The organism is uncultured Hymenobacter sp. (genome assembly GCF_964242765.1).
Classification (GTDB): Bacteria; Bacteroidota; Bacteroidia; order Cytophagales; family Hymenobacteraceae; genus Hymenobacter.
Genome location: NZ_CAXTBM010000005.1, coordinates 30,797 through 54,034 on the forward strand (window position 1 = coordinate 30,797; position 23,238 = coordinate 54,034).

Here is a 23,238-nt window from a genome sequence, read left to right on the forward strand (position 1 = left end):
ACGCTTGTCGTAATTGATTGTTTAATAAAGCAAAAGGCCCCAACCAAATCTTGGTTGGGGCCTTTTGCTTTGTCTAGCTAATCTGTTGCCTCTTGTTCCTGCTGCGCAAAATATTCGATGAGTACTCGTGCCTTGGCTTTCCCTACTTCTGCTACGAGTTCAGATTCACTTAACTCACGAAGCTTCTTCACTGATTTAAACTTGCTCAGTAGCTTATCAGCCGTAATGGGACCAAGACCTTTTACCTCAGTAAGCTCCGTTTTAAGGGTAGCAGCATCGCGCCGGCTGCGGTGGAAAGTAATACCAAACCGGTGCACTTCGTCACGCATACGCTGAAAAAGGCGCAACGATTCGCTTTTCTTATCGATGTAGAGAGGTAGTGGATCGTTAGGAACGTAAATCTCCTCTAGCCGTTTAGCAATGCCTATTACCGCTATCTGTCCCCAAAGATTAAGATCTTTTAGCGCCTTAACGGCCATGCTTAACTGACCCTTACCACCGTCCACAATAACTAATTGTGGTAGTGATGCACCCTCGTCTACGAGGCGACGGTAGCGCCGTGAAACGACTTCATACATAGAGTCGAAGTCGTTGGGGCCAACTACCGTTTTGATATGGTAGTGGCGGTAGTCTTTCTTACTTGCCTTGGCATTGCGAAAGCAAACCATGGCAGCCACTGGGTTATCACCTTGAAAATTGGAATTGTCGAAGCATTCAATGTGCTTTGGCAGTTCAGTAAGGCGAAGGTCCTTTTTGATAGTTTCCATAATGCGCACCTCGTTGAGGTCCTTGCTGCGCTCGTTCATGCTTTCCTTTTCTTTGCGGAGGTACAGCACGTTTTTAATGCTCAACTCTAGAAGCTTGCGTTTATCTCCAATTTGTGGCTGAGTGATAGTAACTCCCGGTAGAGGAAGAGCAGGCAGCGGCACGTTGGTCAGGATTTCTTTGGATTGACTATCAAACTCTGTTCGCATCTGCATCACCATAGCGGCAAGTACTTCCTCGTCGGGCTCGTCTAGCTTTTTGAGTACCTCAATGGATTGTGTTAAAATAATAGAACCATTCATCACTTTCAGGTAGTTGATAAATGCCAGCTTTTCGTTGGAAGCAATGCCGAACACATCAATATTGGAAAGCGACGGATTAACAATCGTGCTTTTGGCCTGGAAAGCATCAAGCCGATCTAGTTTCTGCTTGTATTGGTGCGCTAGCTCGTATTGTAATTCCTGAGCAGCCTGCGTCATTTTGTCCCGGAAATACTGCTTGGGAATGCTTAGGTTGCCATTTAAGATCTGCCGGATCTGCTGCACGTATTGGTTGTACGTTTCTTCATCTTGCAAACCTTCACAGGGGCCTTTGCAGTTGCCTAAGTGATATTCCAGACACACCTTAAACTTGTGCGCCTCCACGTTCTGCGGCGACAAGTTGTAGGTGCAAGTGCGCAGTGGGTACAAAGCACGGATAAGCTCTAGCACCACATGAAGAGAAGACCCGTTCGCATACGGGCCGAAATAATACCCTTCGTCCGGACGCTTGTTGCGGGTAGGAATAAGACGCGGAAACCGCTCGTTGGTGAGCAGCAGATACGGATAGGTTTTCCCATCCTTCAACAAGATGTTATACTTAGGCTGATGCTGCTTAATCAAGTTGTTTTCCAGCAAGAAAGCGTCTGACTCGCTGTCCACTATTGTGAATTCGATGCGCTTGATGTTCTTGACTAGTTGCTGGGTTTTCTTGTTGTGATCCTGCTTTGTGAAGTAACTGCTTACTCGTTTGCGCAAATCCACAGCCTTTCCTACGTAGATGATGCCCTCATCATCGAAGTATTTGTACACGCCGGGACGGTGTGGTAGCTGACGGATTTGGTCTTGCAGATGGGCTTGGGCGGCCATAAATCTTGGACGTATGCTAGTTGATGCGTTGGTTTGCTCTAGTGGGCTTACTGTTTGTGCAGAAATGCCTCAGATGAGATACGGCACAGAATTAACATGCGCCATATAAACAACAAAAAACGTGGCTGGTACATCCCAACCACGTTCTGCAATATGTGACTCAATTCAAATAGAACTACTTTGTTGGTTAGATTTCCTCGTCATCTAGATCATCTAAATCAGCTTGGTTGAGCTTCTGGTCGTAGGGAATAGTGTCACGTTGCGCACCATTATAGTAGCGGGAGCAATCAATTTCCACGCTTAATGTATCCGGCTTGGGGAAAGGACCTTTGGCAATATCGACGTTCTTATCAGCGTACATCTTTTTCATGAAGATGCCGTAGAGCGGCAGTGCTAAGCGGGAGCCCTGTCCGTAAGCCCCAGTGCGAAAGTGAATGCTTCGATCTTCGCCACCTATCCACATACCGCACACCAGATCCGGCGTCAGACCCATAAACCAGCCATCGGAGTAGTTGGAGGTAGTGCCAGTTTTGGCCCCCATTTCATACGGAAATTTAAAGCCGCCTTTCAAGATGATGCTGGTACCGCCTGGTTCCTCGGTGGCACCACGCAGCATGTAGGTCATCAAGTAGGCCGTTTCTTCACTCAAAACATCACGGGTTTGCGGCAAAAATTCACGAAGTACGTTGCCGTTTTTGTCCTCGATGCGCGTTACCATAATCGGCGAGGTCCAGACTCCTTTATTGACGAATGTGCTATACGCGCCAGTTAGCTCATAAATGCTCACATCAGATGAGCCAAAACCAATAGCTGGTACAGCATCAATAGGCGAGGTGATGCCTAGACGCTTGGCGTAAGTAGCTACGTCATTAGGGCCTATTTTCTGGACCAACCACGCCGTAATAGAGTTCATGGAGCGGGCTAGCGCTTGGCGGAGCGTGAACGTGCGCCCGGAATAAGAGCCTTCGAAGTTGCGAGGCGTGTAGGCCAGGCGTCCTCGTTCGGCGGGAAATGTGGTGGGGACGTCGGGGCGCTGATAGCAAGGTGAATAGCCTTGGTCAATAGCCGCCACGTACACGAATGGCTTGAATGTAGAACCCGGCTGGCGCTTGCCTTGCTTGACGTGGTCGTATTTAACATACTTGTAATTGATGCCGCCCACCCAAGCTTTCACCTGCCCGTTAAGTGGGTTCATAGCCATGAATCCGGCGTGCAGCAGCCGCTTATAATAGGCCAGCGAGTCCATCGGGGACATGGTGACCTCCTTCTCGCCACCGTTCCAGGTGAACACTTTCATCTTATACTTCTTGTTCAGATGGTACTTGATGGAGTCTTGGTTGCCTTCGTAGCGGGTGCTGAGCGAATGGTAACGCTCGGTGCGCTTGATGGAGGTGTTCAGAAAGTTTGGGATCAGGCGGCCATTCTCGTCGCGCCAGGGCTGCTGACCTTTCCAATGCTGGTCGAACCATCTCTGCTGAAGTTTCATATGCTCAGCCACCGCGGCTTCGGCATATTTCTGCATCCGAGAGTCGATGGTCGTATATATTTTCAGGCCGTCGGAATACAGATCATGGTCGGTTTCCTTGGCCCACTCACGCAGCGACTTACTTAATTCGGTACGGAAGTAGGGGGCAATGCCCTCGTTTTGGTTTTCGACCTTGTAGTCGAGCTTGATGGGTTTGGCTACGGTAGCGGCATAAACTGGCTCGGTGATGTAGCCATTCTTGCGCATTTGGCCCAGTACCCAGTCACGGCGGCGCTTGGAGCGCTCCGGATTACGGACTGGGTTGAACCACGACGGGCCATTGACCAAGCCAACCAGCAGTGCTGACTGCTCTAGCGTCAGGTTGCGGGGATGCTTATTGAAGAACGTTTTGGCAGCGACGTTAATGCCGAAGGCATTGGAGCCAAAATCGGCCGTGTTGAGGTACATGCGCAAGATTTCGCGCTTGGTATAGTTGCGCTCCAATCGAACGGCCAGAATCCATTCTTTGGTTTTAGTGATAAGCATGCGCAAACCCGGTACATCGTTGAGGCGCCCGTTGTTGAGGTCTTCGCGGGTTCGGAACAACATTTTAGCTAATTGCTGGCTAAGGGTAGAACCGCCTCCACTTTTCCCACCGCTCACCAAACCTGTCGCTACCCGCATCATTGCCTTCGGATCGATGCCGGAATGGCTTTCAAACCGGGCATCTTCGGTGGCAATCAATGCATCAATAGTTGTTTGCGGTATCTCCTTGTAGCTAACCGGAGTCCGGTTTTCGCGGAAATATTTTCCCATCAACACCCCATCGGCAGAATACACCTCCGAGGCCAGCTCACTACGCGGACTTTCCAATGCCTTCAAATTGGGCATTTGACCGAATAGGTTAAGAAAGTTGACACTAACAGCCAGGATGTATACTAAGGAGGCCACCAAACCGCCCGCAAACAGCAACCACAGGGTGCGAGTGAGGGCGGCGAAGCGGCTAGGCCGTTGCGGTTTACGGGAGACAGGTCGAGGTTTGGAAACGGGCATTCTTTTCAACTAAAAAGCTTGATAGCAAGAAGCAAGAGCATGATCGAAACTTGTTTCGCGATGTGGCATCTTAATTCAGCGCCACAAACCAGCAGGGAGTTCACTTCAACTCTTAATATTCTAAAGTGGCTTACCGGTACGACTGCTGGTAGAAGCGCTGATATTCTTCCACGTTGCGCCGCTCAAGTAGTAGCGGCAAATTATCAATACCAACAACAAGCGTTTGGTAACCCACACCCCGCAGGCGGTTTAGCGGCGACTGAGGCCCCCGCAGCTTCAAGGCATATGCTTGCGCTACTTTCGCGCCGGTTAGTCCTTGCACAACCACCATTTCCAATGAATCGCTGAGTGGCTGTTGCTGCACCCGTAAGTTGCTGGCCTTGAAGTAGCGGTTGTTGTAAGCGCCCATCTGGTCGGGTAGGGTTTGGAGGGCCACCGCAGACTTTGGGAAAATAAGCAGCACCGCGTGTACAGCAGCTGGATTAGCCGCGTAAGGGGAAACTACGGCAGCAGGAGTAGTAGGAGATGGAGATGCGCCAGCCGGACTTGGTTTGGCTGCGGGAACTGAAGATAAGGCGGGCGGCGTAGCAGGAGCAGTGCTTGGGGTAGTAGTTGCAGGCGAAGACGTAGCCGTAGGCACTGTAGCGGAGGATGCCGCAGGCTCTGCCGATGGAGTAGCAACAGCAACTGGCGCGGATTTCACCGGTTTCTTACCTTTTGCTCTTGCCTGAGCTGCGGCCATTCGGGCTGCTTTCACCGGGTCAACGGCGGGAGTAGCAGGCTTGGTAACGGAGACCGGAACTGTAGTTGAGTCAGAAGGCGGTAGCGCTTGGTTGGACTCTTTAACAGCAGTCAGCTCAGGTTGAGTTGCTAGGGTAGAAGTAGGAGTTAGCGCGGAAACAGCAGGGGCGGGTGTTAGTGCAGGCGCCGCTTTAGCGGGCGGTGTAGGAGTAGTATAAATGATACGCACCCGGTTGTTTACTTCTCCCGGCCGGAACATTGAAACAGTTGGTTTCTGCGTAGAAGCCAAAGCCCCAGTAATGCCTCCGGTTTCATACTTCTTGTAAGAACCTAGCAAAACCCGAGCTTCGTTGCCAAGCGGTGACTGCTCATAGTCCTTCAAAAATTTCTCTAAAGAGCCTTTGGCCACCAATGGCGACTCGGTGCGCACGTCAATCAGCGCACGAAGGAAAGCTATCCGGTCGTTCAAGTCAGTTTCGGGAAACTTCTTCGACGTACTAGCCAGCAAAGCAGCTGCCTTCTTGAAGTCCTGCCTTTTATACATGGCAAAAGCCGTATCTACCTGCACAGCTACTTCCTTGTTCACGAGAGAGACGCGCCGCAGATATTCCGGATCGGCAGCTAAGCGGGCGTAAGTTGAATTAGGAAACTCCTGCCGAAGGCGTTGCGCGTAGATTTCCGCTTTAGCTAGCTCGTTCTGCCCCTTATAGATCAAATACAGGCTGTAGTAGGTTTCTGGCGAATGCGTGGTCTTTGGAAAGCGCGTCAGCAACTTTTCATAGGTCTGTGCGGCGGGCACCGGTTCGCGTAGCTGCTGATTGTATATGCCACCCAACGCATACATAGCCTCTTCCACCTGCTTTTCCGACGCTGCCATTTGCGCGCCGGTAAGCGGTAGCGCCTGCCGGTATTGAGCTACCAATGCCTTGCGTTGCGTGGCTGGGTCGTTTGCGGCTACAGCTTGGCCCGGGGCCGTGGCAGCACCTGCCGTTACGTTGGTTTGGTTGGCTCCAGCAATGCTAACGGGCACGTTGCCACCCCCTGGCGTAACGGGTGACGACCGAGTTGTATTTACAATGCGCCAATTATCTTGCAAGGGACGGTCGCCCCACCTGCGGATGAAGTCGGCCCGGGCCGTGCTCACAGCCGTAGGGTTGTCGAAATACCATTTGCCACCGGTGCTGCCGCTAATAAAATCATCGGTGTTGATGTCGGTTTGCAGGTCGCGGGAAGTATTGATGCCCGAGGCAAGAGCTTGGCGATTGTTGTCGCGCTCCTGCCGAGCGGCTAGTGCTTCGGCTACTTTGCGCTTTGCTTCCAACTCGGCATCAGCATAAGCTGTAAGGCGAGTGCGAAGCGCAACTGTATCTAAGCGGGCCAATGCCTGTAAGCTGTCCTGCGTTTCAATGACGGTAATCTGTTGAGCGAAGTCTTTCAGGATGCCAGCTCGCTCGGAAATAGCAACGAAATCGGGCGCATCCTTGGGCAGATTTTGCACCGTGCTATCGTAATAGGCGGCGGCCATTCGGTACTTCTGGAGGTTCTCGTAATAGATGCGCCCAGCCAGCAGATAGGTATAAGACTTCTGCGCTTTGTTAGTACTCGTAGCTCGGGCTGACTTTTGCAGAAGAATTAACGCCTCATCGTAATTCTTTTGTCTGTAATTGAGCCGCGCCATCTCGTAATAAATTTTATCACGATACTCTTTGTTTTTCGTGTCCTTCAGCAACTTAGCGAAGTACTTATCTAAACGGGTCTTATCTTCTTTATTAAGATCCGACACCTGCCCAAGCATCAACTTTGAAAAGAAGTCTAACTCGTAGGGCGGATTCTTCTTCAGAATCTTATTAAGCTCGGCATAAGCCTTCTTATCGTCACCCTGCTCTTGGTATAGCTGCGCTAAAATGTAGCGTGTACGAGACTGTTCGTTTTTGAACTCAATCAACGGAACCGCCTTCTCCAAATTTTCGATGGCCTTGGCGGGCTCGTCGGTTTTCAGATAATAATCAGCTCGGGTAAGAAATAGTGCGCGGGCATCTGTTTCGCGCCCTTGCTCCTTATCCAATATGTCGGACACCGCCTTGGCGCTTTCCAGGTCCTTGGCGGCGAGAAAAGTGCGCATCAGCCAAATCAAGGCTTCATGCTTGGCATTAGCGTCTTTGCTGGTACTATTGACGTATTTGAACGTTTTGGCCGCGTCCTCATACTCCATTTTATAATACCGGCTCTTCCCAATGAGAAGGTAGGCATCATCCGTCCAGTCGGAGGCCGCACGGTGCTGAATGGGCAACGAAGCCTTCTTTACCACATCCTCTAAGTCGGTCGCCACAGAAGCTACCATTGCTTGGTCGAGCGTCGGAAAAAGAGCTAGCGTGCGGTTGTAGTCGTTTTGGCGGGCTTGATAGAGCTTGGCTTCTACAGCCCACATCTTTTCGCGAGCCAGAAAATAACCATTGTCGCGGGCCACTACGTTGTCGTATGCATGGCCTACTACGCCCCGGCGCTCCGAGGCGCAACCCCCTATACCAGCAGCAATTAGCAACGTGACTACGGGAGCAGCAAGCAGACGAAAAATTGAGTATCGAGTCAAAGCAGAAGGCAAGTCGGAAATACAGATTACCAGTACGCCAACGCGCGGAGCTAGCTAGTTTGTTCAGCCCTCGCCGTTGCGTATAAAGTCACAACGTTACTTAGTCAGTAAAATTACGCTTTTTCCTAGCCCTTAGTAAGCCTTTACGTATCACGTACTCTTGGCCTTGCCTGCTTCCGTGCTTAAAACCATCTTCGCTGTCTTAACTCAGTTCTGCCATGGCTACCTCTCCCACGCCCAAACCCAACTCTTCCAGCCCACGTGGCGGCAATTTCGCCAAGTATTCTGGGCTTGGTATTCAAATGCTGGCCATCATCGGGTTGGGCACTTGGCTTGGTGTCTGGCTTGATGGGCGCTTTGGCATCGGACCATGGGGCACGGTCGTGCTGATGCTGCTCTCGGTTTTTGTCGCCATGTACCAGGTCATCCGATCCGTATCGAGTGATTAGGTAGCTAAAAAGCGAAAAAGAAGAACCAATGATAATGAAACAGAGGATACTTCTATTTTTTGGATGGTACCTTTGTTTCTTCTTCACTTTTTCTTTTCCATCAGCTTCTCAAAGGTTTGGTCCGCTTCTTCTGCTATCTGCTTCTGCTTACGCTGCTGCTCTATGGTACCTTGTACCTGCTGCACGCCCGTTTTGGCACTGCTATAGTGCATCCGTTGTCAGCGTATACGTTAGGGTACTTTGCTTTACTTACGGCCATTATCTATTGGGTAACATCGCGCTTAGTGCGAGCCAACCCCGATAACTTTATGGGAGCCTATTTTGGCTCTATGGTAGTGCGCTTGCTGCTCTCCGTTGGCTTAGTGCTGCTTTACCTATATAAAGGCGGCTCTCACGAAGGCAGTGGCCGGTGGACGTTTCTGGGGCTGTTCTTTATCCTGTACTTTCTTTACGCTGGGTTTGAAATATGGGCTATCCTGAGTAACTTGCGCCCGTTTTCAAAACCGAGTGTAATCACAAAATGAAGATTTTGTGAATTTGCATCTAACTTCCACTGAATGAAGCGTTTACTGATAGCTCTCTTCTGCATCCTTTCGCTTCCCGTATTCGCGCAAGAGCCTACGCCTACTATTGAGGAAGCTACCGATAGTGAAGCTTTCAGTCCTGGTGAAATGATTTTGCATCACATCGGTGACGCTCACGAGTGGCACTTTGCTACTATCGGCGACGAAGCCGAGCACGGTACCCATATCACCATTCCGTTGCCCATTATTGCGTATCAGGCCGGCAAAGGATTGAGTGTGTTCTCGTCTTCCCGCTTGGCAGAAGGCAAAGTATATAACGGCCTCAAGCTAGAGCACGAGCATCTTGAAGCCGAAGACGGCAGCAAGGTATACGATTTTTCGATTACCAAAAATGTTGCCTCCTTGTTGCTAAGTGCTGCTTTGTTACTAGGGGTCTTCTTTACTGTGGCTAGTGGCTATAAGAAAAATCAAGGTGGTGCTCCTAAAGGAGTGCAATCTTTTTTCGAGCCGATCATCGTGTTTATCCGGGATGAAGTAGGTAAGAAAGCTATTGGCCCGAAGTACGAGCGGTACATGCCGTATCTGCTCACTATCTTCTTCTTCATCTGGTTCAACAATCTGCTCGGCTTGATGCCCGGCGCGGCTAACCTCACCGGCAACATTGCCGTGACGATGACGCTCGCTTTAATGACCCTGTTGATAACCCTGTTTAGCTCCAACAAGAATTACTGGGCGCACATCTTCGCTACGCCAGGTGTTCCTAAACTTCTATTGCCTATTATGATTCCGGTGGAATTGATTGGCGTAGTAGTAAAGCCGTTCTCGCTCATGGTACGTTTGTTCGCCAACATTACAGCCGGACACATTGTAATCCTGAGCTTTATCAGCTTGATTTTCATTTTCCAAAGTGTTCTGATTAGCCCGGTTTCGCTGGCTTTCGGCTTGTTCATCAACGTACTCGAACTGCTGGTTGCTGTTCTACAGGCTTACATCTTCACCCTTCTCACGGCCATGTACATTGGTGGCGCCGTAGAAGAACACCATGATGCTGATTTGCAGATGGGTGGAGGCGATGGTGCTTCGCAAGCCCATTCTCATGGTCACTAGTTTTTTCTAACTCCCTTTTTCGTTTTTCACTTCCCCAAATTTCTGTTTTATGCTTCTTTCTCTGTTGTTGCAGGTTGCCAATGAGGTTTCCAATTCGGTTGGCTTAGCCGTAATGGGTGCTGGTATTGGTGCTGGTCTGGTTGCTCTTGGTGTTGGCTTAGGTATCGGCCGTATTGGTGGTAGCGCCATGGAGGCCATTGGCCGTCAGCCCGAAGCTGCTGGTCGAATCCAAACTGCTATGCTGATCGTTGCGGCTCTGATTGAAGGTCTGGGCCTGTTTGCAGTCGTGGTCTGTTTGCTGATTTCCTTCAATCTCTAAGAGGTAGAAGCAATTCTTTGCCAGCCCGCTGCGCGTCGCTTCGGCGCACGACGCGGCGGGCTGACTTAGCTTAATTGGTATTGAGTAGTGAGTAGCGAGCTGTAAGGCAAAATTACTCTGTACTTGTTGTCAACTGGTTCCTCTACTCCATACCAAGCACTTACTCTTACTACTTTCTTATGCCTCCATTAGTAACCCCCGAATTAGGCCTGATCTTCTGGCAGCTGGTGATTTTCCTCATCGTGCTGTTTTTGCTGGCCAAGTTTGCCTGGAAGCCCATTCTTACTTCTTTGAAGCAGCGCGAAGACTCCATTGAAGGAGCTTTGCGGATGGCTGACCAAGCCAAGTTGGAAATGCAGGAACTGCGTGCCGGCAACGAAAAGCTGTTGGCTGATGCGCGCCTGGAGCGCGACCGGATTATCAAGGAAGCTACGGTCTTGGCCAACCAACTTATCGAGCAAGCCAAGAACAAGGCCAATGAAGAGGGCGGCCGCATGATTGTGCAGGCCCGCGAAGCTATTCAGAACGAGAAGAACGCTGCCCTAGCTGAGGTAAAAAACACCGCTGCTCAGTTGTCTATCGATATTGCCGAGCGCATTTTGCGTCGTGAGTTGACTAATACCGACTCGCAAAAGGAGCTCGTCAACTCGTACCTAAAGGATGTGAAGCTTAACTAAGAAGCTAGGAGCTAGGTGCTAAGAACTAGAAATCGATTTTCGACCACTAGTTTCTGGCTCCTAGCTTCGGCTCCTAATTCCTACAAGAATGTCTGAAATACGAGTTGCCTCCCGCTATGCCAAGTCCCTGCTTGATCTGGCCGAGGAGCGGGGTACGCTAGAGCAGGTGAAGGCGGACATGGACTTGTTCAGCAAGACGCTGGATGAGAACCGGGATCTGCGCTTGTTGCTACGTAACCCCATCGTTAAGCACGACAAGAAACTGGCCATCTTACGCGCTGTGTTTGGTAGCAAGGTGTCGGACCTCACCATGAAGTTCTTCACCATTATCACCGAAAAAAACCGCGAAAGCGCACTGGAATTTATTGGTTCGGAGTTTCTAACCCAATACAATACTTTGCGTGGTGTGCAAATAGCTGAGGTTACAACGGCGACACCGCTGAGCCCGCACCTACGTGCGGAGGTAACGCAGATGGTGCGCCAGCAAACTGGTCTCCAGCAAGTTACTCTCACTGAGAAAGTAGATGAATCGCTGATTGGGGGCTTCGTGCTCCGTATCGGCGACCGTCTGATCGATGACTCGGTGAGTTTCCGTTTGCGCAAGCTGCGCAACGAATTCTCGAAGAACCCCTACCAACCTTTAGTATAAGATCATGGCAGAAGTACGTCCGGATGAAGTATCCGCCATTCTGCGGGAACAGTTGTCTAACTTCAAAACCGAAGCCGAACTCGAAGAGGTTGGTACGGTATTGCAGGTTGGCGACGGTGTAGCCCGTATTTACGGCCTGGGCAAAGCTCAGTCGGGGGAATTGCTCGAATTTGAAAATGGCCTCCAAGCCTTGGTGCTGAACCTGGAAGAAGACAATGTAGGTGCCGTAATGCTCGGCGACTACAGCGACATCCGGGAAGGTGCCACGGTACGCCGTACCAAAAAAATTGCGTCTATTAAAGTAGGCGAAGGCATCGTGGGCCGCGTGGTAAATACGCTGGGTCAACCCATCGATGGCCGCGGTCCTATTCAAGGGGAAACGTTTGATATGCCCTTGGAGCGTAAGGCGCCGGGTGTTATCTACCGTCAGCCCGTAACCGAGCCCATGCAAACGGGTATCAAGGCTATTGACGCCATGATTCCAATTGGGCGCGGCCAACGTGAACTAATCATTGGTGACCGTCAGACGGGTAAGTCGGCGGTGGCTATTGATACCATCCTCAACCAGCGCGAGTTCTTTGACCGGGGCGAGCCGGTTTTCTGCATCTACGTAGCCGTAGGCCAGAAAGCCTCTACGGTAGCGCAGGTAGTAAACTCATTGCAGCGCGGTGGGGCTATGGACTACACAGTGGTGGTTTCGGCTTCGGCCGCTGACCCAGCCCCGATGCAGTTCTTTGCTCCCTTCACCGGTGCCGCTATTGGGGAGTTCTTCCGCGATACGGGCCGTCCGGCATTGGTAGTGTACGATGACTTGTCGAAGCAGGCAGTAGCGTACCGCGAGGTGTCGCTGCTATTGCGCCGTCCTCCCGGACGTGAGGCCTATCCTGGTGACGTGTTCTACCTGCACAGTCGTTTGCTGGAGCGCGCCGCGAAGATCAACGCTTCCGACGTTATTGCCCGTGACATGAACGACTTGCCCGAGAGCATCCGGCATCTTGTGAAAGGTGGTGGCTCGCTGACGGCGCTGCCGCTTATCGAGACGCAAGCAGGTGACGTTTCGGCGTATATTCCAACCAACGTAATTTCGATTACGGACGGTCAGATTTTCCTTGAAACCAACCTGTTCAACTCGGGTATCCGCCCCGCCATCAACGTTGGTATTTCGGTATCGCGCGTAGGTGGTAACGCGCAGATCAAATCGATGAAGAAAGTGGCTGGTACGCTGAAGCTCGACCAGGCACAATTTCGTGAGTTGGAAGCTTTTGCCAAGTTCGGTTCCGACCTTGATGCTTCTACCAAGCTCACCATTGAGCGTGGCCGCCGCAACCTCGAAATCCTGAAGCAGCCTCAATTCTCGCCGCAGAAGGTAGAGGATCAGGTAGCTGTAATCTACGCGGCTACTAACGGCTTGCTCGACCAAGTACCAGTGAACCGCGTGCGCGAATTCGAGAAGGAGTTCACCCAAACGATGCAGTCCCGCCACCCTGAAGTACTCCAAAGCCTGAAAGCTGGCAAGCTGTATTATTCCATCACGGGGTCTATTCGGCAGGTTGCGAAATACCTCTTGGCAAGTTACGCTTCCAAGTAATCGTTGATTGTTGGTTGTTGATTGTTGGATGTTCCGCCAACGCGCAAATCGTCCAGCAATCAACAATCAGCAACTAACAATCAACCGTCAATAAATGGCTAGCTTAAAAGAAGTCCGCAACCGCATTGTATCGGTACAAAGCACGCAGCAAATCACCAAAGCCATGAAAATGGTGGCGGCGGCGAAGCTGCGGCGCGCCCAGGATAATATCCTGCGGATGCGACCTTATGCGCAGCGGCTTAACAGCATCCTAACCAACCTGACAGGCCAAACCGACGGAGAAGTAATTAGCGAGTATGCTGTACAACGCGAAGTTCGCCGCGTGCTTGTCATCGCCGTTACGTCGGACCGCGGCTTGGCGGGCGCCTTCAACAGCAACATATTTAAGGGGGTGAATGCGCTGGTGCGCGAGCGGTATGCCGCACAGGCTGCCGCTGGCAACGTAACGATGATGGCCATTGGCAAGAAGGCCCACGACTACTTCCAGCGTCGTGGCCCTCTATTAGGCAACTACACTCATGTATTCGCCAAGCTCTCGTTCGATACGGTGCGTGAGGCGGCCGAGGAAGCCATGCAAGGTTTCCGCGAAGGCCGTTTCGATGAAGTAGTTGTGGTGTACAATGAGTTCAAGAACGTAGCAACGCAAATTGTACGGGCCGAGCAGTTGTTGCCGCTGGTTCCCGCCGAGCCAACCGCTGCAACCACCCCTGCTTCGAACGTGGAATACATCTTCGAGCCCTCGAAAGAGGAAATCGTGCAGACCTTGATTCCACAATCGCTGAAAGTGCAGCTCTACAAGGCCGTACTGGAAAGCAACGCTTCGGAGCATGGCGCCCGCATGACGTCAATGGACAAAGCCACCGAAAACGCTGGTGAACTGTTGAAGTCATTGAAACTAACCTACAACCGCACCCGCCAGGCGGCCATTACCACCGAGATTCTCGAAATCGTAGGTGGTGCCGAGGCCTTAGCCGCTAGTCGGTAGTAGTTTTACTAGTAAAGTTTTGAAAGGCCCGTCTCCAGTTGGAGGCGGGCCTTTTTCGATATGTTAAATAAGCACGTCAAAGCAGTGCTTCTAAATAAAAATTAAAGAATTCTAATAATGAAAACATGCTAATTCTTTAGCTTTATCAGTGATATCTGCACTATCCAATTCAACATTCATATTAATTATAACATGAGCACAGATTTTCTACTCTTCTCTGCTTTCAAAAAAGCACAATGGATTTTAACCTTGTTGCTCCTGTCGCTAATTAAAGGCACTAGCTGCGCTCAGGCGCCGGCTTGGCAAATGGCCATTGCGGTAAATCAGACAAATCCTAATGGCCTCTTGGTGAATGCAGCAACTACTGATACTGACGGCAATGTATACATTGTGGGGCGCTTCAGCGGAACAGCCACCTTCAGTAATAGTACCATTACAGGCGCTGGATCTTGGGACATGTTTGTCGCTAAGTGGAGCCCAAGTAGTAATAGCTTTTTGTGGGCCCAAGCGGCTGGTGGTAGAGACCAAGACGAAGCGACTGCAGTAGCGGTAAACGGAACGAACATCTACGTAACCGGGATTTTTAACAGTGCCACGGCAAGTTTTGGGGGAGCGGTTATCACCGCTGCTGGTGGTGATGACGTGTTTGTAACCAAACTGATCGATGCAGGCGCAAGTGCTAGCTTTAGCTGGGTGCAGCAAGCAGGGGGCCTTTTTGGGGATTATGCTTTATCGCTAGCAGTTAGCGGAACGAGCGTGTATGTAGCAGGGCAGTTCGGCTCCACCGCTACTTTTGGCAACGTCAGTTTAACGGCCACCAGAACGGAGGCGTTTGTGGCCAAACTCACCGATTCCGGGACGACCGGCGCTTTCATATGGGCAAGGTCGGCAGGGGGCATCGACATTGATCAAGCTACCGCCGTAGCGGTCGAGGGGACGAGTGTTTACTTAGCCGGCAGCTTTCAAGGCACCGCTACTTTTGGCAGTATTACCTTAAGGAATAATGATAATACACGCTTGCACACGGATGACATATTTGTGGCGAAGCTCACTGATGGAGGAAGCACAGGCGAGTTCACCTGGGCCTTAGCCGCGGGCGGTTCCGCTCTGGATCGTGTTTCTGCAATAGCTGTGAGCGGGCCACGGGTATTTATAACGGGTGCTTATTATGCAACCGCCAATTTTGGGGGAATATCCTTGACCAATACAGGTGTTAATAACCATGATATGTTTGTTGCCAAGCTGGTAGATGCGGGCGGCTCGGGTAGTTTCGTGTGGGTACAGAGTGCTGTTGGCGCATCCTCAGACGGGGGGGATGCCCTCGTCGTGAGTGGGGCAACTGTCTATGCAGCGGGTACCTTTTATAGTAGTACGATCTTATTCGGCGCTACCACTTTGACGAGCAGTGCCCCTAGTAACCGTGAAATATTTGTGACCAAGCTCTTTGATGCTGGCACGAGTGGAGATTTTGTGTGGGCTCAACAAGCGTCTAGTGCAGGTCTCGATGATGCCAATGCCATTGCCCTCAGCGGAACGCGTGTATACGTGGCAGGTAACATCAGTCCGGTCGGCAGCTTTGGTGCTCACATTATCCCGCAAGTAGGCTTCCCTAGTCCTCAAAGTCAAGCTGGCTTTTTAGCCTCGCTTACGGATGCCGATCTTTTACCTTCTAGTTCTCCCGCCTTATCTACTGCGCTAACTGTGTTTCCTAATCCGGCTCATACGAGCGTCACGGTACGGATACCTGCTATTCCCGGCTCTACTCAGGCAGTTGTCACCCTTATCGATGTGCTTGGCCGCCCGGCTCGCACGCACGATATTTTATTGCCGACCAGTACAAGTGATGTTGAGGTACCACTAAGTGGCTTGATACCGGGGCTTTATCATTTGCGATTGCAAGCTGGCAATCTGCGGTTGCTCCACACTTTACTGGTAGAATAATTTACTCGACAAAGCGGGGAGTGAACATGCTGAAAGCAAACCACAGTTGTCAAGAAATTATCACCGATGGAGTATTTGGCCTGGTAGATAGTAGTGAATCCTTAGCCGCTAGTCGGTAGCAGTTTTAACAGTAAAAGTAAAGTTTTGAAAGGCCCGCTTCCAGTTGGAGGCGGGCTTTTCTATTGTCATCAGAATAGGCAGCCGTATTACGCACGCATATATTGCCGCTTCGCGAGCTCCTTGCTTGGCTTGGGAATCTCGGAATGCTGCCCCACCAGTTCCAATACCTTCTCCGGCGTCAAATCGGTGAAGTCCTTGATAACGGTCATAGGGGCCTGGAACTTATTGGGTTTGATGGAGGTGCTGACGGCTATGCAGCGCATGCCGGCTTTGTAAGCGGCTTGCTCGCCCACTAAGGCATCTTCGAAGACCACGCAGCGTTCGGGCGGTACACCTAGCTTGCGGGCCGTGACGGTGTACGTATCCGCGTGGGGCTTGCCCTTGTCCACATCGTCTTTGGTGATAACCACGTCGAAATACTGACGGATGTCCAAGTGGTCGATGATGTAGCCAATCGTATCGTTGCCGGAGCCGGTACCGAGCCCTAGCTTGAAACCGGCAGCGCGGGCAGCTTTCAAAAATTTGGTTAGGCCCGGTACTTCCTTACGCTTGTCCCAATAGATGGTGCGGTATAGGAATTCGCGCTGGTCGGCATAGGTGGTAAGTTGCTTTTTGGAAACGTCGCTGGTGAAAACGGTTTCCAGGATTTTGGTGGCGGGCATGCCATTTAGGCGTTCTAGTAGCCGCCGAGCATTTGTAGTTAAACCTAAGTCGCGGAAAAGAAGTTGGAAGGCGCGAGCCTGAAAAGCGGTGTTGTCGATGAGGACGCCATCCATATCAAAGATGAGAGCGTAAGGGGCAGCGTTGGGCATGGTTGAGGTTGAAGCGCGAAACGAGGTTCTCGCGCAACTGCTTTACGGCTATACTTGGATTTTGCTGCTGTGGAGTTGAATGCTAACGCCGTAACCTATCTTTGTGGCCGCTACTGCTGGTTCTTTCTTTGTTGACTGTTTCCCTTCCTTTTGATTTTGAAAAAGAGCCTGTGTTTCCTGCTCGCCGCCGCATTAGCGGGACCCGCTTTCGCGCAGAAAAAAGATAAAGCCCTAGCGCGGCCTAAGCTCATAGTCGGCATTGTAGTGGATCAGATGCGCTACGACTACCTCTACCGCTATTGGAGCAAGTATGGCAACGGGGGGTTCCGGCGCTTACTAGGGGAAGGATTTAGCTACGAAAACACGCATTACAACTACGTGCCTACCTACACCGGGCCTGGGCACGCCAGCATTTACACGGGTACTACGCCTTCTATGCACGGCATCGTGGGCAACAACTGGTTTGTGCGCGAGGAAGGCAAAGGCACCTACGTAACCGAAGACAAAACTGTGCAGGCTGTGGGCGGCACGGCCGAGGCGGGCCAACAGTCGCCGCGGCATATGCTCACAAGCACCATCACCGACGAGCTGCGGCTGGCCACCAACTTCCAGAGTAAAGTTATTGGGGTGTGCATCAAAGACCGAGGCTCGATTCTGCCGGCTGGCCACGCCGCTAACGCCGCCTACTGGTACGACGGTACCAACGGCGCGTTCATTAGCAGCTCTTTCTACCAGAACACCCTCCCCGAGTGGGTAACCAAGTTTAACGCCGAAAACCGGGCAGCGCAATACCTTAGCAAGCCCTGGGAAACACTGCTGCCTATCGCGCAGTACACGGAAAGCACCGCCGACGACGTGTCGTGGGAAGGCACTTTCCGGGGTGAGGCCAAGCCAGTTTTCCCCCACGATTTGCCGACGCTCAGCACTGCCCCCAGCCGGGCCGTAACGGCTAGTCAGCCTACAGGCGCGGAAAAAACGCCCGCTGTCACCCGCAACCTCGACCTGATTCGCAGCACGCCGTTTGGCAACACGCTCACCGCCGATTTTGCCCTGGAAACCATCCGGGCCGAGCAACTTGGGCAGCGTGGGCAAACCGATTTCCTGGCGCTTAGCTTCAGCAGCACTGACTACGTAGGCCATCAGTTTGGCGTAAATGCCATCGAAACCGAGGATACCTATCTGCGCCTCGACCAAGATATTACCCGGGTGCTCGACTATCTTGATAAGACGGTAGGCAAAGGCCAGGCGCTGGTGTTTTTGAGTGCCGACCATGGCGCGGCGCACAATCCTGATTTTTTGCGCAGCCAGCGCATTCCGGCCGGCTCAGTTGGGCCGCGGCTGATGCGCGACTCCTTGCAGCAGGTGCTGGTAAAACGGCACGGCGCGGGTCAATGGGTGATAAGCTACGAAAATCAGCAAGTGTACCTCAACCGCCCGCTTATTGCGCAGAAAAATCTTAACCTGCGCACTTTTCAGGATGAAGTAGCCGACATTATGATCGACTTTTCGGGTGTTACGCGCGCCATCACGGCCGACGACCTGCAAAAGTCGCACTGGGAAAGTGGAATGCTGATGTACCTGGAAAACGGCTACTTCCCCAAGCGCAGTGGCGACGTGATGGTGGTGCTGGAGCCAGGTTGGCTGGAAGCGTACCAGTATCCGGTGAGCAAGGGAACCACCCACGGCTCGGCAGGTAACTACGACACGCACATTCCGCTTGTGTTCTGGGGCTGGCACGTGAAACGTGGTAGTTCAGTAGTTTCAGCGCGCATTATCGATATTGCACCCACGCTGGCCCAATGGCTGCACATTCAGGAACCTGACGGCTGCACGGGCGTGCCGCTGCCAGAGGTATTAGGCAAATAACTTATCAGCTGCTACTTGTAAATTCCTCGCTATCATTCTCACAATTCAATTGACTTGCAGTTAGGAATCCCAACCTAGGGTTGAGCCGTATGCATCCCACTCCGTCGTCCAGAAAACGCACTTTAATTAAATCAGTAACCAGTAACTAGAACCCTAATCCAATGGCTCATTTTAACCCCTGGCACGATGTAGAACGCGGCGACAACGCACCGCAAGTCGTGAACGGCATCATCGAAATTCCCAAAGGCTCGAAAGCCAAATATGAACTAGATAAAACCAGCGGCTTGCTGAAGCTCGACCGAGTACTTTTCTCGGCGGTGCATTACCCCGCGGCTTACGGTTTCATCCCGAAAACCTATTGCGACGACAACGACCCCCTCGATATTTTGGTGTTGTGCTCGGTTGACATCGTACCGATGTGCTTGGTCGAAGCTAAAGTTATTGGGGTGATGCAGATGATAGACGGCGACGAAGAAGACGACAAAATCATTGCGGTAGCTGCCCACGATATTTCCGTGAACCACTTCAACGATATTGCCGATTTGCCGCCGCACACCCTGAACGAGATGCAGCGCTTCTTCGAAGACTATAAAGCCCTAGAGCACAAGCACGTAACCGTAGAGCGGTTCATGGGCCGCGAAGAGGCCTACCGCATCATCGACGACAGCATCAAGCTCTACAACGAAACCTTCCCCAACGGCGCTAATTCAGAGTCGGTTACAGAAACGACTGGCGTCGAGCTGTAACGTGGTTCCAACCGGTAAAAGAGCCCTCCTCCAACCAGGCGTTTGGGGAGGGCTTCTTGCTGCATGAAAGGAGCCAGCAATTAGTTGGTGTTAGATAAAGTACTTTTTGATGAGCTTATCGTATGCCGCTGTATGCCAGCTAAACCCTCCTCTTCTGCTTTTATCCGCTTTCTGTACGAGAATAGCCTGTTGCTGGTAGGAACTGCCTTGGTTTTGGTGACGCTGGTTGGCCAAGCGCTGACGGGCTGGCACGAAAACAACGCCGGACTAGAGCACATGAAGATGCTACCCCTCACCCTGGGGCAGTATCTGGGCTCGGGACACTTCCTGGAAGCCACCTTCGAAAATTGGGAAAGTGAGTTTCTGCAAATGGGAGTCTATGTGCTATTCACCATTTGGCTGCGCCAAAAAGGGTCTTCTGAATCAAAAAAGCTGTACGAAGAAGAAGAGGTAGACCAAGAGCCTGATCCAAACAACCCCGATGCTCCTGGCCCGGTCAAGCAAGGTGGTTGGCAACTGCTACTCTACAAAAACTCGCTTACTCTCACTTTCTTTCTGCTTTTTTTTGCCTCCGTATGGCTGCATGCTAAGGGTGGAGCCGAAGTGTACAGCATCGAGCAGCAGCAACAAGGTAAGCCCATCGTATCAACCATAGAATACATGGGCACGTCGCGTTTTTGGTTTGAGTCGTTTCAGAATTGGCAGAGCGAGTTTTTAAGTATCGTGTCCATTGTGGGGTTGTCTATTTACCTGCGGCAGAAAGGCTCGCCCCAATCCAAGCCGATTAATGCCAGTAATGATGAAACTGGCAAGTGAACCAAGCAGGCGAGTTGGCTGCTATAGGAGCAGTGCAAGCAAGGAAAGCGGAGCGTTGTTCAATTTCAAACTCCAGGCCCGATCTTGCTTTTCTTGAAGGTTCTTGCTCATGCCTTTGTTTCCTTTTAAATCGTCGGTAGTGCCATCCGCCCCTTCGGAAAGCGCGGCAGCAGCCTGGACGGCTACCTTGCGACGCTGGACCGACGCCGTACTCTACAGCAGCACTTGGCTGGCTCTGGCAGCCCTAACGCTGAACTGGGCCACCTTTCTTTTCTGGCGCGTTGATATTCCGGTCCGACTTGGACTAATGATTTTTGCGGCCACGCTCTTTCTCTACAACATCGACAGCGTACTGCCCTACAAGCATGGGCAACCCGTAGTACTCTCGGGCCGCAAGCGCTGGATGCTGGGGCACCGGCGCGAACTGCTGGCTTTGGCAATGGCTGCGTTAGCCGTGTCAGGGGTGCTGTTCTTTCTGGACGGCTGGCAGCATCTGACCTTATTTCTGGGGCACTTAGCGGCTATTTCGTTGTTGTACTCGTTGCCCGTAGCCAAGGTGCGCGGCCGGTGGCGTGCCCTGCGCGACTTGCCTTTACTCAAGGTATTTCTGATTGCTTATGTGTGGGCCGCCATCACGGTTTGGGTGCCCGCGCTATACTTAGCTAAGCCTTTGTTCGGACCCGTGGTGCTGGTGCTTTTTGCCCGCCGGTTCTTTTTTATCCTGGCTTTGGCTTTCGTCTTTGATATCCGCGACCACAGCAAAGACCGTCTTACTGGCACCCATACTTTCCCGGGTGTATTTGGCGTGCGCGTCACCAAATGGATAGCTCTAACCTCGCTGGCGGTGGCCTGCCTGCTATTCCCAACCAACATGGGGTACGAGCATCTACTAGTACTCGCGTTGCCTGCTCTCGTTGCGGCCCTCACCATCTGGTACGCCGAAGAAACGCGCCCCGACTACTACTTCGCCCTGCTCACCGACGGTATCATGATTCTTCAGTTTCTAACAGTATACTGGGTAAGTAGCTGAGTAAGTGAGCGAAGGAGCGTACGTCTGTTGCCATTCTCGCCACAGAATGCCGAGTTTGCTCAACTCATCTAATCAGTTACTTAGCGAAGCTAAAGCGGGACCAATAAAGCGAACGATGTCGCCGGCTATAAGGCCGGCTTCGCCGCTTTGTTGGGCAGCGAGGTCGCCGGCTAGCCCGTGGGCAAAGATGCCGACCAGAGCAGCATCGAGAGCAGAGAGGCGCTGGTCGGCACGTAAGGCTAGGAGCAAGCCAGTTAGTACGTCGCCGCTGCCGCCGGTGCCCATACCAGGGTTGCCGGTGCTATTGAAGTAAAGCAGGCCTTTGGGGGTGCCAAGGGCAGTATAGGCGCCTTTCAGCACGCAGTAACAGTGGTAGCGCTGGCAGAATGCTCGTAGCAATTCCAAGCGGTGATAGTCGTCGCGAGCTGATTCGGTTAGACGCTCGAACTCCTTGGGGTGTGGGGTAAGCAGGGTATTGGGCGGCAACTCGTCAAGTAGTTCGCGGTGCGTACCCAACAGATTCAAGGCATCGGCATCAATAATTAGTGGCAAGGGTACCTGCTTAGCGTGCCGTAGCAGTTGGCGAAGTACCTCAACAGTAGCAACTTCCTGTCCTAACCCAGGTCCAATGCCTACGGCAGCGTAGGGTTTCAGGTCGGGTAGCTCGGTGATAAAGTTCGTGGCCGGGTCGGTTAGGGCCATGGCCTCGGGCACGGCGGTTTGCAGAATGGTATAGCCAACGGCGGGAGTCCGCACTGTAAGCAGGCCCACGCCGCCGTGCAGGCAGGCTCGCGCCGCCAGCACGGCGGCACCTATCTTACCATAGCTTCCTGCTAGCAATAATGCGTGCCCGAAAGTGCCCTTGTGAGCAAATTTAGGGCGCTTTGGTAGTCGGCCAACTAAGAAATTCGTATCTAAAAAGTAGTTATCCACAGCTACATTGTGGATAAATTCCTGATTCAACCCAATCGGTAACACTTGCCACTCGCCCACAAATTGCGCATTTTGGGGTAGCAGATACGCCAGTTTAGGCAACTCAAAACCCACGGTGTAGTGCGCCCGCACAACCGCACTATTACGTGGCTGTGCCGCATCAGCAAATAAGCCAGAAGGCAGGTCGATGGCAAAGACAGTTGCTTTGGATTTGTTGAGGTGCTCTACCAGCGCGGCAGCTGCGTTTTCCAACGGTCGGCTCAGGCCCGTGCCAAACAATGCGTCCACTACTGTGGCCTTAGCGGGTAAGGGGGGGAGATTTTCCGGGTTCAGTTCAGCGCAAGATACTTCCGCCGCTAGGCGTTGTCGGTTCACAATGAAATCAGCAGAATATGTAGTAGCAGGCAACAGCCACACGCGCACTGTGTAGCCGGCTAGGTGCAACTGACGTGCTACCACCAAACCGTCGCCGCCGTTGTTTCCTGGACCGCAAAAAACGTGTACTTCACCGGCCGCTTCTTGGCCCACCCGGTCCATGAACCAGTCACTGAAAGCGGTAGCGGCACGTTCCATAAGCTCGTCGGAGCGGATATGGGCGGCCTGAATAGTGGCCTGGTCGGCAGCACGGGTCTGGGTGGCAGAAAGAAGTTTCATACTGGTTTATAATTCGAGTCCAACCGCTGATACGTGGAATGCGCAAAAATTATTGGCTGCCATCTGGTGCACCGGGCGCTGGCAACGCTGTAAGCAGGCCAAGTAGCTTGGTAGTTAGTAGCGGAAGGAAGCTTTTTTCGAACAGCGCCACCCGCTTGCCTGCAATGCGTCCGGCTACACTAGCAGAAATCTACTATTGAAGCACTGCGAAGTAGAGGCGGAGATGTAGCAGTAGAACACAAGCCGCCAGCAAACCTATGGCGCAGAATAAACTTACACCT

Annotated in this window: 18 protein-coding genes; 12 read left to right on the top strand and 6 right to left on the bottom strand. The window is 52.1% G+C overall.

The window, feature by feature from the left end; all coding sequences use genetic code 11:
- Positions 1-77 precede the first annotated feature (77 nt).
- The 3 genes from uvrC to ACFE7X_RS03225 all read right to left on the bottom strand — a co-directional run bounded on the left by uvrC (position 78) and on the right by ACFE7X_RS03225 (position 7,741).
- Positions 78-1,892 (bottom strand): excinuclease ABC subunit UvrC, encoded by a 1,815-nt coding sequence (uvrC, locus tag ACFE7X_RS03215; RefSeq protein ID WP_375434218.1) that lies wholly within the window; start codon positions 1,890-1,892, stop codon positions 78-80.
- A 187-nt stretch (positions 1,893-2,079) separates the two neighbouring features.
- On the bottom strand, positions 2,080-4,410 hold the full coding sequence (locus ACFE7X_RS03220; protein ID WP_375434219.1) for a penicillin-binding protein 1A: 2,331 nt from the start codon (positions 4,408-4,410) through the stop codon (positions 2,080-2,082).
- Positions 4,411-4,540: 130 nt separating this feature from the next.
- Entirely contained in the window at positions 4,541-7,741 is a 3,201-nt protein-coding gene (locus ACFE7X_RS03225; RefSeq protein ID WP_375434220.1) for a tetratricopeptide repeat protein, read from the bottom strand.
- 218 nt (positions 7,742-7,959) lie between these two features.
- Between ACFE7X_RS03225 and ACFE7X_RS03230 the strand changes: the two genes are divergently transcribed.
- A complete protein-coding gene (locus ACFE7X_RS03230; protein WP_375434221.1) occupies positions 7,960-8,190 on the top strand; it encodes an AtpZ/AtpI family protein in 231 nt (76 codons plus the stop codon).
- 83 nt (positions 8,191-8,273) lie between these two features.
- On the opposite strand, the gene ACFE7X_RS03235 is transcribed toward ACFE7X_RS03230, so the two are convergent.
- Positions 8,274-8,402, bottom strand: a complete 129-nt coding sequence (locus ACFE7X_RS03235) for a hypothetical protein (RefSeq protein ID WP_375434222.1) — start codon at positions 8,400-8,402, stop codon at positions 8,274-8,276.
- Positions 8,403-8,747: 345 nt separating this feature from the next.
- Between ACFE7X_RS03235 and atpB the strand changes: the two genes are divergently transcribed.
- The 7 genes from atpB (at position 8,748) to ACFE7X_RS03270 (ending at position 15,980) form a co-directional block, all read left to right on the top strand.
- A complete protein-coding gene (gene atpB / locus ACFE7X_RS03240; protein WP_375434223.1) occupies positions 8,748-9,821 on the top strand; it encodes a F0F1 ATP synthase subunit A in 1,074 nt (357 codons plus the stop codon).
- 49 nt (positions 9,822-9,870) lie between these two features.
- Positions 9,871-10,140, top strand: coding sequence for an ATP synthase F0 subunit C (atpE, locus tag ACFE7X_RS03245; RefSeq protein ID WP_375434224.1), 270 nt, complete (start codon positions 9,871-9,873; stop codon positions 10,138-10,140).
- Between the two features lie 179 nt (positions 10,141-10,319).
- Entirely contained in the window at positions 10,320-10,817 is a 498-nt protein-coding gene (locus ACFE7X_RS03250; protein ID WP_375434225.1) for a F0F1 ATP synthase subunit B, read from the top strand.
- A gap of 88 nt (positions 10,818-10,905) precedes the next feature.
- Positions 10,906-11,466 (top strand): ATP synthase F1 subunit delta, encoded by a 561-nt coding sequence (gene atpH / locus ACFE7X_RS03255; RefSeq protein WP_375434226.1) that lies wholly within the window; start codon positions 10,906-10,908, stop codon positions 11,464-11,466.
- Between the two features lie 4 nt (positions 11,467-11,470).
- Positions 11,471-13,054 carry a F0F1 ATP synthase subunit alpha gene (gene atpA, locus ACFE7X_RS03260; RefSeq protein WP_375434227.1) on the top strand — a complete coding sequence of 528 codons (1,584 nt, stop codon included), beginning with the start codon at positions 11,471-11,473 and terminating at the stop codon, positions 13,052-13,054.
- A 94-nt stretch (positions 13,055-13,148) separates the two neighbouring features.
- A complete protein-coding gene (gene atpG, locus ACFE7X_RS03265; RefSeq protein ID WP_375434228.1) occupies positions 13,149-14,039 on the top strand; it encodes an ATP synthase F1 subunit gamma in 891 nt (296 codons plus the stop codon).
- A gap of 192 nt (positions 14,040-14,231) precedes the next feature.
- Complete coding sequence (locus tag ACFE7X_RS03270) at positions 14,232-15,980, top strand: T9SS type A sorting domain-containing protein (protein WP_375434229.1); 1,749 nt, start codon at positions 14,232-14,234, stop codon at positions 15,978-15,980.
- A gap of 206 nt (positions 15,981-16,186) precedes the next feature.
- Here ACFE7X_RS03270 and ACFE7X_RS03275 read toward each other — a convergent pair whose 3' ends face one another.
- Positions 16,187-16,912 carry an HAD family hydrolase gene (locus ACFE7X_RS03275; RefSeq protein WP_375434230.1) on the bottom strand — a complete coding sequence of 242 codons (726 nt, stop codon included), beginning with the start codon at positions 16,910-16,912 and terminating at the stop codon, positions 16,187-16,189.
- A gap of 156 nt (positions 16,913-17,068) precedes the next feature.
- Between ACFE7X_RS03275 and pafA the strand changes: the two genes are divergently transcribed.
- From pafA to ACFE7X_RS03295, 4 genes are all read left to right on the top strand, one after another.
- The gene (gene pafA, locus ACFE7X_RS03280; RefSeq protein ID WP_375434231.1) at positions 17,069-18,778 is read left to right on the top strand and encodes an alkaline phosphatase PafA; all 1,710 of its coding nucleotides are present in this window, start codon (positions 17,069-17,071) and stop codon (positions 18,776-18,778) included.
- Positions 18,779-18,939: 161 nt separating this feature from the next.
- Entirely contained in the window at positions 18,940-19,524 is a 585-nt protein-coding gene (locus tag ACFE7X_RS03285) for an inorganic diphosphatase (protein ID WP_375434232.1), read from the top strand.
- Positions 19,525-19,656: 132 nt separating this feature from the next.
- Complete coding sequence (locus tag ACFE7X_RS03290) at positions 19,657-20,340, top strand: DUF6766 family protein (protein ID WP_375434233.1); 684 nt, start codon at positions 19,657-19,659, stop codon at positions 20,338-20,340.
- Positions 20,341-20,449: 109 nt separating this feature from the next.
- Positions 20,450-21,370, top strand: coding sequence for a UbiA family prenyltransferase (locus ACFE7X_RS03295; protein WP_375434234.1), 921 nt, complete (start codon positions 20,450-20,452; stop codon positions 21,368-21,370).
- Between the two features lie 72 nt (positions 21,371-21,442).
- Here ACFE7X_RS03295 and ACFE7X_RS03300 read toward each other — a convergent pair whose 3' ends face one another.
- Entirely contained in the window at positions 21,443-22,957 is a 1,515-nt protein-coding gene (locus tag ACFE7X_RS03300) for an NAD(P)H-hydrate dehydratase (protein ID WP_375434235.1), read from the bottom strand.
- Between the last annotated feature and the right edge of the window lie 281 nt (positions 22,958-23,238).